At 57.5% G+C, this 13,785-nt stretch carries 13 protein-coding genes and 1 pseudogene; 8 read left to right on the plus strand and 6 right to left on the minus strand.

The features are described from left to right. Together IBX59_RS13835 and IBX59_RS13840 are read right to left on the minus strand one after the other, a co-directional pair. Positions 1 to 822, minus strand: an 822-nt coding sequence (locus IBX59_RS13835; RefSeq protein ID WP_296376572.1) for a glycoside hydrolase family 1 protein, incomplete at its 3' end; no start/stop codon positions are given. Between the two features lies 1 nt (position 823). Beyond that, the gene (locus tag IBX59_RS13840; protein WP_296376574.1) at positions 824 to 1,855 is read right to left on the minus strand and encodes a LacI family DNA-binding transcriptional regulator; all 1,032 of its coding nucleotides are present in this window, start codon (positions 1,853 to 1,855) and stop codon (positions 824 to 826) included. A gap of 282 nt (positions 1,856 to 2,137) precedes the next feature. Here IBX59_RS13840 and IBX59_RS13845 point away from each other — a divergent pair, with 282 nt between their 5' ends. The 6 genes from IBX59_RS13845 to IBX59_RS13870 all read left to right on the plus strand — a co-directional run bounded on the left by IBX59_RS13845 (position 2,138) and on the right by IBX59_RS13870 (position 9,542). Beyond that, a complete protein-coding gene (locus IBX59_RS13845) occupies positions 2,138 to 3,424 on the plus strand; it encodes an ABC transporter substrate-binding protein (RefSeq protein WP_296376576.1) in 1,287 nt (428 codons plus the stop codon). An 81-nt stretch (positions 3,425 to 3,505) separates the two neighbouring features. Continuing rightward, positions 3,506 to 4,741 (plus strand): carbohydrate ABC transporter permease, encoded by a 1,236-nt coding sequence (locus IBX59_RS13850; protein WP_296376578.1) that lies wholly within the window; start codon positions 3,506 to 3,508, stop codon positions 4,739 to 4,741. A 29-nt stretch (positions 4,742 to 4,770) separates the two neighbouring features. Next, positions 4,771 to 5,949, plus strand: coding sequence for a carbohydrate ABC transporter permease (locus IBX59_RS13855; protein WP_296376580.1), 1,179 nt, complete (start codon positions 4,771 to 4,773; stop codon positions 5,947 to 5,949). Between the two features lie 67 nt (positions 5,950 to 6,016). Continuing rightward, positions 6,017 to 7,663: an alpha-glucosidase gene (locus IBX59_RS13860; protein WP_296376582.1), complete on the plus strand. Its 1,647-nt coding sequence runs from the start codon at positions 6,017 to 6,019 to the stop codon at positions 7,661 to 7,663. 20 nt (positions 7,664 to 7,683) lie between these two features. Then, entirely contained in the window at positions 7,684 to 8,775 is a 1,092-nt protein-coding gene (locus tag IBX59_RS13865) for an ABC transporter ATP-binding protein (RefSeq protein ID WP_296376584.1), read from the plus strand. Continuing rightward, positions 8,775 to 9,542: an HpcH/HpaI aldolase/citrate lyase family protein gene (locus IBX59_RS13870; RefSeq protein WP_296376586.1), complete on the plus strand. Its 768-nt coding sequence runs from the start codon at positions 8,775 to 8,777 to the stop codon at positions 9,540 to 9,542. The genes IBX59_RS13865 and IBX59_RS13870 overlap by 1 nt, the downstream gene beginning before the upstream one ends. Before the next feature lie 34 nt (positions 9,543 to 9,576). On the opposite strand, the gene IBX59_RS13875 is transcribed toward IBX59_RS13870, so the two are convergent. The 4 genes from IBX59_RS13875 to IBX59_RS13890 form a co-directional block, all read right to left on the minus strand. Beyond that, a complete protein-coding gene (locus tag IBX59_RS13875) occupies positions 9,577 to 9,723 on the minus strand; it encodes a hypothetical protein (RefSeq protein ID WP_296376588.1) in 147 nt (48 codons plus the stop codon). A gap of 121 nt (positions 9,724 to 9,844) precedes the next feature. Next, positions 9,845 to 10,912: a methyltetrahydrofolate cobalamin methyltransferase gene (locus IBX59_RS13880; RefSeq protein WP_296376590.1), complete on the minus strand. Its 1,068-nt coding sequence runs from the start codon at positions 10,910 to 10,912 to the stop codon at positions 9,845 to 9,847. After that, positions 10,909 to 11,844, minus strand: a complete 936-nt coding sequence (locus tag IBX59_RS13885) for a methylenetetrahydrofolate reductase (RefSeq protein WP_296376592.1) — start codon at positions 11,842 to 11,844, stop codon at positions 10,909 to 10,911. Before IBX59_RS13885 ends, IBX59_RS13880 begins: the two co-directional genes overlap by 4 nt. 41 nt (positions 11,845 to 11,885) lie before the next feature. Next, entirely contained in the window at positions 11,886 to 12,182 is a 297-nt protein-coding gene (locus IBX59_RS13890) for a virulence factor (protein ID WP_296376594.1), read from the minus strand. Between the two features lie 257 nt (positions 12,183 to 12,439). Here IBX59_RS13890 and IBX59_RS13895 point away from each other — a divergent pair, with 257 nt between their 5' ends. Together IBX59_RS13895 and IBX59_RS13900 are read left to right on the plus strand one after the other, a co-directional pair. Beyond that, positions 12,440 to 13,552, plus strand: coding sequence for a Ppx/GppA phosphatase family protein (locus IBX59_RS13895; protein WP_296376596.1), 1,113 nt, complete (start codon positions 12,440 to 12,442; stop codon positions 13,550 to 13,552). Positions 13,553 to 13,567: 15 nt separating this feature from the next. Then, positions 13,568 to 13,785, plus strand: a pseudogene (locus tag IBX59_RS13900) (23S rRNA methyltransferase); the annotation flags it as partial.

Raw genomic sequence — 13,785 nt, forward strand, 5'->3', positions numbered from 1 at the left:
CCAGTTTGCGGGCATATGCGGGCCGAACCCTTCCAGCGCTTCGGCGGGGTAGGTGCCTTTGGTGATCGCCTCGATGAACCAGCGGTTGTTGATCGCGTCCTGGCGGGTGGCGGCAAGGGCGGCACCGGCGCTGTCGTCGGCGGCTTTGACATGGGCGAAATTCATCACGATGCCGCAGTTTTTCATTCCCTTGGTGCGCAGGCGCGACAGGCCGATCCCATGCGCCAGCGTGATATGGTGCATCGCGCGGGCAGCGGCGCGGATATCGCGCAGGCCCGGGGCATGGTGGCCCAGAAAATGCGAAAGATAGGCCACGCACCATGGTTCATTGATTGTGGCAATTGCATGGACGCGGTCGCCGATCCTGTCGGTTATGACATCGGTGAAATCACCGAAATATTCTGCCGTGTCGCGGTTCATCCAGCCGCCCTTGTCGGCCAGCGCCGAAGGCAATTCCCAGTGATACAGCGTCTGAAACGGTTTCAGACCCCGTTCCAGCATCGCGTCAACCAGCCTGTCGTAGAAATCCAGTCCTTCGGGGTTTACGGTGCGCCCGTCTGGCATGACCCGCGCCCAGGATGTCGAAAACCGATAGGCATCCATGCCGGCATCGCGCAGCAAATCAAGGTCTTCGTCGTAACGGTGGTAATGGTCGCAGGCAATCGCCCCGTCCTCGGCGCGCACGACGTTGCCGGGGCCTTTGGCGAATGTATCCCAGTGGGTTGATCCGGCCCCGCCAAAGCTGTGGCCTTCGATCTGATAGGCGGCGGTTGCGGCCCCGAACAGGAAACCATCGGGAAAATCGGCGCGTGTAAAGTTCATGTCAATCCTTTCGGGGTGCCGGGCCAGTTGATTGGCCTATGACCAGTTCAGCCTTTAATACTTCAGTTTGTGGGGGGGCTTCGGGGTGGGCGATCGCCTCAAGCAGCATTTCTGCCAACCGGCGTCCGGCATCGCGCACCGATGATCGTGTTGCTGTGAAGATCGGGGTGTCACCGCCGTTTTGCAAATATGACAACGCGTCGTCATGGGTGATGATCGACACATCGCGCGCCATAAACAGCCCGCATTCCTCGACCGCACGGCGCGCACCCAGCGCCGAAACCAGCGAGGCGCACAGCAATGCCGTGGGCGGATCAGGCAGCGCGAGCATGGCACGGCTGGCTGCATATCCGGCGTCTTCGGTCATCGGATCGGAATGCATCAGGGCCGGGTCGACGGGAATGTCATGGCGATTAAGGACCTCAAGGTAACCGACCCGGCGCCGATAGGCGAAATCCAGTTTTTCGGGGCCATTGACAAGGCCGATCCGGCGGTGACCCAGATCAACCAGATAGTTGGTCGCCTCTCTAAACGCCTCTTGGTTATTCACATCAAGCCAAGTGAAAGGTTTGTCGAAATGGCCTGTGCGCCCATGCACGGCGAAGGGCAGGCCGATTTCCTGCAGCAGCGAAATGCGCGGTTCGGAAATGCGGGGGCCATGAATGATCACCCCGTCCACGGCGCGCCGCGATTTCAACCCCCGATAAACGGCTTCTTCATTGCGGCCATCAATGATCGACAGGATCATTTCATAACCATACCGGGAATAGGTTTCACCGGCGCCGGCAATGAAATCCCCAAAAATAGGGTTCACCAGTTCAGGCTTTGTGCCGATGGGGATGACGTGACCTATCGCCAGCGCCCGCCCGGTCGCCAACCCTTTTGCACGCACATTCGGGCGATATCCAAATTGTCGGGCAGCCCGTTCAACGCGTTCGCGGGTGGCGCCATTGACCTCTGGGTATCCGTTCAGTGCACGACTGACGGTTGTTTGGCTAAGCCCGAGCGTCTGGGATAATTCTTTCAGGTTCATGGAAGGTATTTGCAGTTCCCGGCGTGGTTGGTCGTGGCCCGTCTAGGCGTTGTCTTTTCAGCAGCAATTTTTTACGTAATCGTTTCAGTAGAGTCTCTTATGCCAGAATCCAATAGGCTTTTGCGCTAACAGTGAATAGTTGACAGAGGGTCGATCTTCAAGAACTGTAGCAACAGTCAAAGCGCTTTGGAAAGTGATTCCGAGAGCTGGGTTGACGAATGTGACTGCATCGCAAGATGCGAATAAAGTTTTACGCATTTTGCGTGATTGGGAGGATTATTAATGAAAAGCAAACTGTATGCTACAGCGGCAGCTGTCGCCCTTTGTGCAGGTGCTGCACAGGCGGATGGGCATCTGAGCGGTGTCAATATTACCGTTGCTGGCACATGGCTGAGCCCTGAGGCCGAAATCGTCAATGAAATCTTTGATTTGTTCGAGGCACGGACAGGCGCGAACGTCAGCTATGTCGGATCTGACAGCTTTGAGCAGCAGGTCATCATCGACGCCGAGGCAGGCTCTGCCGCGAATATTTCTGTGTTCCCGCAGCCCGGTCTGGCTGCCGATTTGGCACGGCGCGGATTTCTGACGCCATTGGAAGAAGGCTCGGCTGAATGGATCGCGGAAAATTACGCCGCCGGTCAGTCATGGGTCGATCTGGGCACATATGCAGACCAGAACGGTGACCCGCAGCTTTACGGTATGTTCTTTCGCGTCGATCTGAAATCTTTGGTCTGGTATAGCCCGGAAAACTTTGAAGACGCCGGTTATGAAATTCCACAAACCATGGAAGAACTGAAGACGCTGACCGATCAGATCGTTGCAGATGGCGGCACGCCGTGGTGCATTGGTTTGGGGTCTGGCGCGGCGACCGGTTGGCCTGCAACCGATTGGGTTGAGGACATGATGTTGCGCACCCAGCCTCCTGAAATCTATGATGCATGGGTCACCAATGACTTGCCGTTTGACAGCCCAGAGGTGATTGCGGCCATTGACGAATTCGGGGCATTTGCGCGCAATGACGCATATGTGGCTGGTGGTGCCGGTGCGGTTGCCACAACCGATTTCCGTGACAGCCCCAAGGGAATGTTCTCCAGCCCGCCACAGTGTTACATGCACCGTCAGGCTTCGTTCATTCCTGCGTTCTTTCCTGAAGGGACCGAAATTGGCGAAGATGTCGATTTCTTCTACTTCCCGGCTTATGAAGGCAAGGATCTGGGATCCCCGGTTCTGGGTGCGGGCACATTGTTTGCCATCACCAATCCCGGCCCCGGTGCGCAAGAGCTGATCGCCTTCCTGCGTGAACCTGAAGCCCACGAAATCTGGATGTCCTACGGCGGGTTCCTGACGCCGCACAAGGGCGTGGATATGTCCAAATTCATTGATGACACATCGCGCGGCTTGAACGACATTCTGCTGAATGCAACGACCTTCCGCTTTGACGGGTCAGACCTGATGCCTGGCGCCATTGGTGCGGGTGCATTCTGGACTGGCATGGTGGATTATGCCGGTGGCAAACCAGCTGCTGAAGTGGCCAAGGGCGTTCAGGATTCCTGGGACGCGATCAAGTAAGCACCCCTGGTGGTGATATAGTGGATCAGCCCGGGCGTGTGCCGGGCTGATCCGACTAACATATTTTCCGGGGAGGGGACGATGGACGCAGCATTTCTGGGTCTTGTGACGATCGTGATCGGTGTCGGTGGATGCCTGGGTTATTTTTATCTTTCCAACCAGTTGCTGGACAAAGTTCTGTTTCCTGCGAAGGGTGTGAATGCCGGGCGCAACATCAATCGCGCCAATATGATCCGGCCGTGGATTTTCCTTTTCCCTGCGATTTTCGCGCTTGGGCTTTATCTGGCCTATCCGGTGTTTGCGACGCTGTGGTATTCGGTCACCGACCGTGATCAGGGTGGCGCATTTGTTGGTTTCGCCAATTATTCCCAGATGCTCGACGAACCGAAATTCTGGGAAGCGCTGCGGAACAACATTCTGTGGCTGATCGTTGTGCCTGCGGCGTCGACCGCTTTTGGCCTGCTGGCCGCGCAACTGACCGACCGGATCAAATGGGGCAGTATTGCCAAATCCATGATCTTTATGCCGATGGCGATTTCATTCGTCGGTGCCTCTGTGATTTTCAAGCTGATCTATGACACCCGTCCGGTCGACCAAAAACAGATCGGCGTGTTAAACGCGGTCTGGCTGCAATTTGATGGCGGGGTGGGGTCGTTCTTGATCTTGCGGCTGGTGCCGATTTCCATTCTTGTGCTGTTCATCCTTTTGGTGGCCTATATGGCTTGGGGGGCTGTGCGGCCGTTGATCAAACCTGATCACGTCAAGGTCAGCAAACTTGGCATGCCATTGCGGGTTTTCGCGGGTCTTGTGGGGGTTTATCTGGTGTTTCTGTCGCTTCAGTCCATCATGGGGCTTGCGACGGTCAGCTTGAATTATGGCGTGCCGCAGACTTGGCTGACCATTCCGTTTTGGAACTCTTTCTTTTTGATGATCGTTCTGATCTGGATTCAGACAGGGTTTGCCATGGTGATCCTGTCAGCGGCGCTGCGCGGCATTCCCGAAGAAACGATCGAGGCCGCCATCGTCGATGGCGCCAACCCGTTTCAGGTGTTTTTCAAGATCAAGATGCCGCAAATCGCCGGCACCATCGTCGTGGTCTGGACCACGATCACGCTGGTCGTGCTCAAGGTGTTCGACATCGTGTTCGCGATGACCAACGGCCAGTGGGAAACGCAAGTGCTGGCCAACTATATGTATGACAAATTGTTCCGCGCCAATGATTGGGGCGTTGGATCGGCCAGTGCGATGGTGATCATGTTGCTGGTCAGCCCGATCCTGATCTGGAACGTCTATAACGCCCGCAAGGAGATGCGTTGATATGGCCCGCAACTGCATAGGAGCAAATCATGGATAATATTGCTGGCACAAAATCAAGCCTGACGTGGGCGGTGCATATCTCGGTGGTGCTGCTGGTGGCGCTTTGGTTGTTCCCGACGGTGGGGTTGCTGGTGTCGTCTTTCCGCACCGCTGATCAGATCGCCAGTTCCGGCTGGTGGCAATCGCTGTTTCCGACCGAACAGAACCTGACGTTGCGCACGGCCAATCCTGGGGTAGATGGCAACCAGGCCCTGATCGACGGCGTTTATACAGTGAGCGGCAACCTGTTTGTTGTCGAAGGCAGGGCCCCCAGTGCTGAGGAAAGCGATGCAAAAATCAGCGTTTGGGGGGTAACCAGTCGTGCCATCGCAGATTACCAACCCGGTGCAACGGCCGATTTGGGTGATGGCAAAACGCTGACTGTTCAAGCAAATGGCGATTATGTTTGGTCCGGCCCAGAGGAATTGACCGGTCGGGGCCAACGGGCGTTTGTCACGGCGACGACGCCACCGGAATTTACCGTGAAAAACTATGAAACCGTGCTGGTTAGCGGGGCCAGCACCGACAGCATGGCCAAGGCGTTTTTCAATACCATGACTGTGACGATCCCGGCGACGATTATCCCCATCGTGATTGCGGCCTTTGCTGCCTATGCGCTGGCGTGGATGGATTTTCCCGGTCGGGCAATCCTGATTGCCTGCGTTGTGGCCTTGCTGGTCGTGCCGCTGCAATTGGCGCTGATCCCGCTGCTGCGGCTGCATCTGGGGATCGGGATTGGCAAGGGCTATCTGGGGGTCTGGCTGGCGCATACCGGGTTCGGGTTACCTCTCGCGGTCTATCTGTTACGCAACTACATGGTCGGTCTGCCGCGCGACATCATTGAAAACGCGCGTGTGGATGGTGCCACCGAATTCCAGATTTTCACCAAGATCATCCTGCCGCTATCGTTTCCGGCGCTGGCGTCCTTTGCGATTTTCCAGTTCCTTTGGACATGGAATGACCTGCTGGTCGCCAAAGTGTTCCTGATCGACAGTTCGGGGCAAACAACAGTAATGACCAACCAGATCGTCGAGCTTTTGGGCACAAGGGGCGGGAATTGGGAAATTCTGGCAACGGCTGCTTTCGTGTCGATCTCGGTGCCGCTGTTGGTGTTTTTTGCGATGCAAAAATACCTTGTGCGTGGTCTGCTGGCCGGGTCGGTGAAATAGCGGCAGACCCGCGCCCTGACCGGCATAATACAAAACAGGCCAAAGGCCAAATAAGGAACAAAGTGATATGAACGTGGCGCTGGCCGAGCAAACGCAAACCGCAACAGACAAGGATTGGTGGCGCGGTGCGGTGATCTATCAGATCTATCCGCGCAGCTATCAGGACAGCAACGGCGACGGCATTGGCGATCTTTTGGGGATCGTGCAGCGGCTACCCTATATCGCCTCGCTTGGCGTGGATGCGATCTGGATTTCACCGTTCTTCATGTCTCCGATGAAGGATTTCGGCTATGATGTCAGCGACTACTGCGACGTCGATCCGATGTTCGGGTCACTTGCCGATTTCGATGCGGTGGTTGATACCGCGCATCGTCTGGGCCTGAAGGTAATGATTGATCTGGTTCTCAGCCACACCAGCGATCAGCACCCGTGGTTCGTGCAAAGCCGCCTTGACCGCACCAACGACAAGGCCAACTGGTATGTCTGGTCAGACCCGAAACCCGACGGCACCCCCCCCAACAACTGGTTGTCGATCTTTGGCGGGTCCGCGTGGCAATGGGATGCGCGGCGTGAACAGTATTTTCTGCACAACTTTCTTGTGTCGCAGCCTGACCTGAATTTTCATGAACCACAGGTGCAAGATGCCCTGCTGGATGTGGCGCGTTTCTGGCTGCATCGTGGTGTTGACGGGTTCCGTTTGGATACCATCAATTTCTATGTCCATGACAAGCAGCTGCGCGATAACCCGGCTTTGCCGCCCGAACGGCGCAACGCCAATATCGCACCATCAGTGAACCCCTATAACCACCAGGAACATCTTTACGACAAGAACCAACCGGAAAATCTTGATTTTCTGCGCAAGTTGCGCGCGGTTATGGAGCCGTTCGGCGCTGCCGCTGTGGGCGAAGTCGGCGATGCCCAGCGGGGGTTGGAAATCATGGGCCAGTATACTGCAGGCGATGACCTGATGCAGATGTGCTATGCCTTTGAATTTCTGGCCAAGGATCAGCCAACCGCCGCGCGCATCGTCAGCGTGATGGAAGAGGTGGACAGGGTCGCATCCGATGGCTGGGCGTGCTGGGCGTTTTCCAACCATGATGTGATGCGTCATGCTTCGCGCTGGGATCTGACACCGGCGGCGCAGCGCATGTTCACCAGTCTGATCATGTGTCTGCGCGGGTCGGTTTGCATTTATCAGGGTGAAGAACTGGGCCTGCCAGAGGCAGACGTGGCGTTCGAGGACCTGCAAGACCCTTATGGCATCGAATTCTGGCCCGAATTCAAGGGCCGTGATGGTTGCCGCACCCCGATGGTCTGGGAAACCGATAATCTGAACGCAGGGTTTTCAACGCAAAAGCCGTGGCTGCCCGTCGCACCCGAGCATTACCACCTGTCGGTCGCCAGCCAAGAAGACGAGCCCGGCGCGATCCTGCACCATTACCGCAAGGCGATTGCGTTCCGGCGGAACCATCCTGCCTTGATGCACGGTGAACTGGATAAAATCCGCACCAAAGGCGACGTGGTGTATTTTACCCGTGCTTTGGGTAATCAGGTGATTTTCTGTGCCTTCAACGTCAGCGAAACACCGTCGGACATAGATTTGCCCGCCGGTGACTGGACCCTGATCGGGGCAGAGCTGGGCAGTGCGCATCCTTCAGCGGACGGGCGGCTGTATCTGGGGCCATGGCAAGTTTGTCTTGCGCTGAAGTCATAAAATAAAAAGGGGAGTGAGACATGGCCGATCTAAAGCTGACAGACGTTGCCAAAACATACGGTGGCACGATTGATGTGTTGAAACATATCAATCTTGATATCAAGACAGGCGAATTGATCGTCTTTGTCGGTCCGTCGGGTTGCGGAAAATCAACGTTGTTGCGGATGATTGCAGGGCTGGAAAAAATCACCGGAGGCACGCTGGAAATCGACGGTCAGGTTGTGAACGACGTGCCGCCCGCACAGCGCGGGATTGCGATGGTGTTTCAATCCTACGCGCTTTATCCGCACATGACGGTGCGCGAAAATATGGCGTTTGCGCTGAAACTGGCCAAGAAATCCGCACAGGATATTGACGCCGCTGTCAGCCGTGCAGCAAAAATTCTGCAACTGGATGAATACTTGGACCGCCTGCCCAAGGCCTTGTCGGGTGGCCAGCGTCAGCGTGTTGCGATTGGCCGGTCCATCGTGCGCGACCCCAAGGTGTATTTGTTCGACGAACCGTTATCAAATCTTGATGCCGCCTTGCGGGTGGCGACCCGGATCGAGATTGCGCAGCTGAAGGAATCGATGCCGAACAGCACAATGATCTATGTGACCCACGATCAGGTCGAGGCAATGACGCTGGCCACGCGGATCGTGGTCTTGGCCGACAAGGGCATCGCGCAGGTTGGCACACCCCTGGAACTTTATGAACGGCCTGAAAATGAATTTGTGGCGCAATTTATCGGCAGTCCGGCAATGAATATATTAGCGGGCGAAGTGGTGGAAACCGGCGCGCAGACCACTGTCAAATTGCACGGCGGCGGGCTTGTCCGTTCGGCGGTGCCAACGCAAGCTGCCGATAAGGGCCTGAAGGTTAATGTTGGTATCCGACCCGAAGATATGATCGAAACAGACGGGGACGATTATGCATTCGATGGGAAAGTGAACATCACCGAAGCCTTGGGCGAGGTGACACTGCTTTATTTCGACAAGGTTGGCGACAATAACGCGGTTATCGGTAAACTGCCCGGCATTCACGGTGATCTGCGTGGCAAATCCGTGCGCATGGCCGCCGCCCCTGAAAAGGTGCAGATTTTCCATAACGGTCAATCTTTGTATTACCGCTGATGGAAAACCCTGAAAACACACTGAAAACGGCGCTTTTGGCTGGGCAGGTGCAATATGGGCTGTGGTTGGCCAGCGCGTCGCCCGCTGTGGCTGAACTGGCCGGTGGGGTCGGGTTTGACTGGTGTCTGATCGACGGGGAACACGGCCCCAATACAATTGCGCAAATGCTGCCGCAATTGCAGGCGCTGGAGGGGGCGGGCACCCCTGCGGTGGTGCGGATCGCGGCACCCGAGGTCTGGATGGTCAAACAGGCGCTGGACCTTGGGGTGCAAACAGTGCTTGTACCTTTGGTTGATGATGCGGCGAAGGCGGCTGAAATGGCCCGCGCCATGCGCTATCCCCCCGATGGGATCCGCGGGATGGGGGCGGTCTTGGCGCGCGCATCGCGCTATGGGGCGATTGCTGATTATCCGCACAGCGCCAACGCGCAGATGTGTCTGTTGGTACAGGCCGAAAGTGCCGCTGCTGTGGAAAATATTGATGCGATTGCGGCAACACCCGGTGTTGACGGCGTTTTTGTCGGTCCTGCTGATTTGTCGGCAGATATGGGATACCCCGGCCAACCCGACCATCCAGACGTGGAGGCCGCGATAGACCACTTGATCGCGCGCACCCTTGCCGCAGGCAAGCATGCCGGGATCATCACCTTTGATCGCAGCCGCTTTGCGGAATACGTGGCCAAGGGTGTGACGTTTCTGGGGCTGGGCGGTGATATGGTTGTGCTGCGGTCTGCACTGGTGGACTTGCTGAAAAGTACCAAGGTTTGATTTTCGGGCGGAGAATTTTCGCGAAAATTCTTTGTCAGAACATCAGCCGGATATTCCCCCGGTTGCAGATCACGACCCATTGCTGCGTCGTCTCGATCAGGTGAAACCCGGGTAGGCGCACTTCAGCCTCGAAGCGGTCGCGCCCGATTTCGCGGTCAACCCATGTCTTGTTACGCCGCATGACACCCCCTGATTGGGCAGCAGCCTTTGCCGAAAACAGCTGATCAATCCAAAGTTGCAGATCAGGGGGGGAAGGGGCATCTGCATGCCACCATCCAACCCTATAAAGGTTAATTCCGGGTTTATGCCCGGCGACGACGACCCGTGCGTGCGCGGCCTTCGCCCTCTTTCACGGGGGCGCGGTTGAACCGTATCCAGTCGGCCCCAGAGGGGTCGTTGTTGGTCAGGAAATTGGCCGCACGGATCGCTTCCATTTCCGACCCGGCCCGTGGCTTGGTCGATCCCATGCCCAACAGGGTGACAAAAACCTCGTCATCAATATCATCTGGCAGGATGATCCCTGCGGCGGCAAGCTCTGCCTTTTTCTCGGCGATCTTGATGGGGCCGACAGGCAAGGCGACAGGGTTCATGATGGCCGATGTCATGCCTGCAGCGATCGCCATGGGAAGGAAGGCGTTGTTGACCCCGTGCCGGTTGGGCAGCCCGAAACTGATGTTGGATGCGCCACAGGTCGTGTTCACGCCCAATTCTTCGCGCAGGCGGCGGACCAGCGTGAAAACCTGCAACCCGGCGGTGGACATGGCCCCAATCGGCATGACCAGCGGATCAACCACGATGTCATGGGCGGGAATGCCATAATCGGCGGCGCGTTCGACGATCTTTTTTGCGACGGCAAACCGCACTTCGGGGTCTTCGGAAATGCCCGTGTCATCGTTTGAAATGGCGACGACCGGCACGTTGTATTTTTTCACCAGCGGCAGCACCAGTTCCATTCGCTCTTCTTCGCCTGTGACCGAATTGAGCAGCGGGCGGCCTTCACAGGCGGCTAGCCCGTTTTCCAGCGCGCCGGGGACCGAGCTGTCGATGCACAAGGGCACATCGACCACCGCCTGCACGCGTTTGATCAATTCGGCCATCAGGGGTGGTTCAACAAAATTGTTATCGGCATAACGGGGATCTTCGGCCATCTTGTTGGAAAACACGGCACCAGAGTTGATATCAAGCATGGTCGCGCCTGCCGCGACCTGCGCGATGGCATCCGCCTCGACCCGGCTGAAATCGCCCTGTTCCAATTCGGCCGCCAGAATTTTGCGCCCCGTGGGGTTGATCCGTTCACCGATCACGCAGAATGGCTGGTCAAAGCCGATGATGGCGGTCTTGGTCTTGGATTCGACGATGGTGCGGGTCATGACATATCCTTGAGGTCAGAGGCGGGCACAGCAGAGCTGCCGCCATGTGCGATGGCCCAATTGGCGTTGGCTGTGATGCCGCCAAGCGGGAAGAAATGCACATTTGTGATGTTAAATTCGGGGTGCGCGGCCTTATGGGCGGCCAGTTCTGTGACCACGTCGGTCGGTTCGTAAGGCAGCAACAGTTTGGTGACATCCATCGCCCGTTTTTGCAGCACCTTCAGCGATGGGCCGACACCGCAGGCAATTGCAAATTTGATCAGGGTTTGCAATTTTGCAGGTCCGGCGATGCCGATGTGAATGGGAATCGTGATGCCCGCATCGCGCAGCGCATCCGCCCAGGCGATGATCGGCTGCGCTGCAAAGGCGAATTGTGTGGCCAGCGCCGTATCTGCACCGGTGGTTTCACTGAATTTCTGTTTCCAGCGCAAGGCGTCCATGACGTTGCGGTCAGATCCGTCAGGGTCGATATCGCGGTTGCCTTCGGGGTGGCCTGCGACGTGCAGGCGCTTGAAATCGCCAAACAGTCCCGTTTCCAGCAATTGCATGGAACTGTCGAATTCACCCAGCGGTGTGGTCACGCCGCCAGCCAGCAAAAGCGCCTGTTCCACGCCCGCCTCACCCCGGTAACGTGCGATCCAGTCGGCTAGCGTTGCACGGTCCTTGATGATGCGCGCGGGAAAATGCGGCATGACCTTATAGCCGTCGGTCGCAAGGCGGCGGGCGGTGGCGACCATGTCTTCAATCGGGGTGCCGTCGATGTGGGCGATGTAAACGCGGGTGCCGGCGGGCAGCAGATCACGAAAGTCTTGCACTTTTTCGGCGGTGCGCGGCATGACCTCGATCGAATAATCCTTGAGAAAGGATTCAACCGCAGGATTGACCGGTGTTGCGGTGTCTTCCTTGGGCTTGCGGAAATTGAGCAGGGACATGATGGCCTCCGTGATGCGGGCGGTGAATGGGGGCGGCGTTTTCAATTCCAACCGTCGTTGGCGATCAGCGCCTTGATACGGTCGGTGTTGTATTCGGCATCGATTTGCGCAACAGCCGCCGCCGCGGCCTCGGCATCGGTGCCATCGGCGGAGTAGGGGGCGGCTTTGCGGAATCCGGCCATATAATCATCCGATTCCGCAGCCCCCGATTTCATCGCGGCCCGGTCGATTGCCTGTTCAAACCGTTCCGGCAGGGGCAGTTTGGTTCCGCGCCGCCCACGGCCCACAATGACCTGCGCTGGCATATCGCGCCAGTAAACAATGGTGACGTCGGGCATCTGATTCCCCTTGTGGCTTTTGTTTGGTTCTAACATCCGCGCCCCGCGCCCGATGTCGGATTTCGACATGCCGGATACATTCAGCGACGGTGTTGTCATATCCAGATGGCAGCGGGCGCGCCAGTGACGGGCGAACCCATATTTTTCATATCCAAGATGCGGCCCGTTCACCTTCCTGTTCAGGGCCGTTCACAAGGCTTGCGCAAGGTCGCGCGGCGACATAGCTTGATGGTAACTTGAAATGGAGGGCGTAACAGATGACGCCCAAGCGTCCCACAGGTGCGGGCGCGTTCCCCAAAGCGGTCGCAACCCCCGCGCCAATTCCGCCTGATCCGGCAACGCTTTATGCAGCGTTGGATTTGGGCACAAATAGCTGTCGTATGTTGATTGCCCAGCCCAAGGGCAGCCAATTCCATGTGGTCGACAGTTTTGCCAAGTCCGTGCAGCTTGGTGCCGGTCTGGAAAGCACCGGGCGGCTGTCGCGTGCGTCGATGAACCGCACGATTGCCGCCCTGCGTATTTGCCGCGACAAGCTGCGCCGCCACGAGGTGAAACGGATGCGCCTTGTCGCAACCGAGGCGTGCCGACGGGCGCTGAATGGTGATAATTTCATCGCGCAGGTGCGCCGCGAAACCGGCTTGCAGCTTGAAATCATCAAGCCCGAGGAAGAGGCGCGGCTGGCTGTCATTTCCTGTGCGCCGCTGGTCAGTGTGAACACCGAACAATTGCTGGTGGTCGATATTGGTGGCGGGTCCACTGAGCTAGTCTGGATTGATCTGACCAATGTGCCCAAACGCGAACGACCCCGCGCCATCATGCGCCTGCACGCCGGGTTCAAGTCCGACCCCGGCCCCTTTGCGGCCGCCAAGGTGGTGGATTGGATTTCGGTGCCTTTGGGGGTCGCCACGCTGCGCGACCAGTTCCACGATGTGGAAGATGACGCTGCGCGCTTTGCCTTGATGAGCTGGTTTTTCGAAGAAAACCTTGAAGAGTTTTCCCCATATGCCGCCGAACAGGCGCGTGAGGGGTTCCAGATCATCGGCACCAGCGGCACGGTCACGACCGTCGCTGCCAGCTATCTGGGCCTGCGCCGCTATGACCGCACCAAGGTGGACGGCTTGCGCATGACATCCGACCAGATCGACACGGTGATCCGCGATTATCTGTCACTGGGCCCCGTGGGCCGCCGGGCCGACCCACGCATCGGGCGCGACCGGCAGGCGCTGATCATGTCGGGGTCTGCAATCTTGCAGGCGTTGATGCGGCTTTGGCCTACGGACAGGCTGTCGGTAGCGGACCGGGGCCTGCGCGAAGGTTTGCTTTATGCGCAGATGTCGGCGGATGGGGTCTTGGAAGATACCCCGTTTTAGGCGATAGGCAGGATCATGGCCAAAAAACCCACCAAAAACACATCCGGGCGTGGACAGCGTGACCTGACCGTCAAAGTCAAGACCGCCCGTGGGCGCAAGCTGTCGTCAACCCAATGGTTGCAGCGGCAGTTGAACGACCCTTATGTCAAACGCGCCAAGGCCGAAGGATACCGGGGCAGGGCCGCCTACAAGATACTGGAACTGGACGACAAATACCGTTTTCTGGTGCCGGG

Source organism: Yoonia sp., from assembly GCF_014859355.1.
Taxonomy (GTDB): domain Bacteria; phylum Pseudomonadota; class Alphaproteobacteria; order Rhodobacterales; family Rhodobacteraceae; genus Yoonia.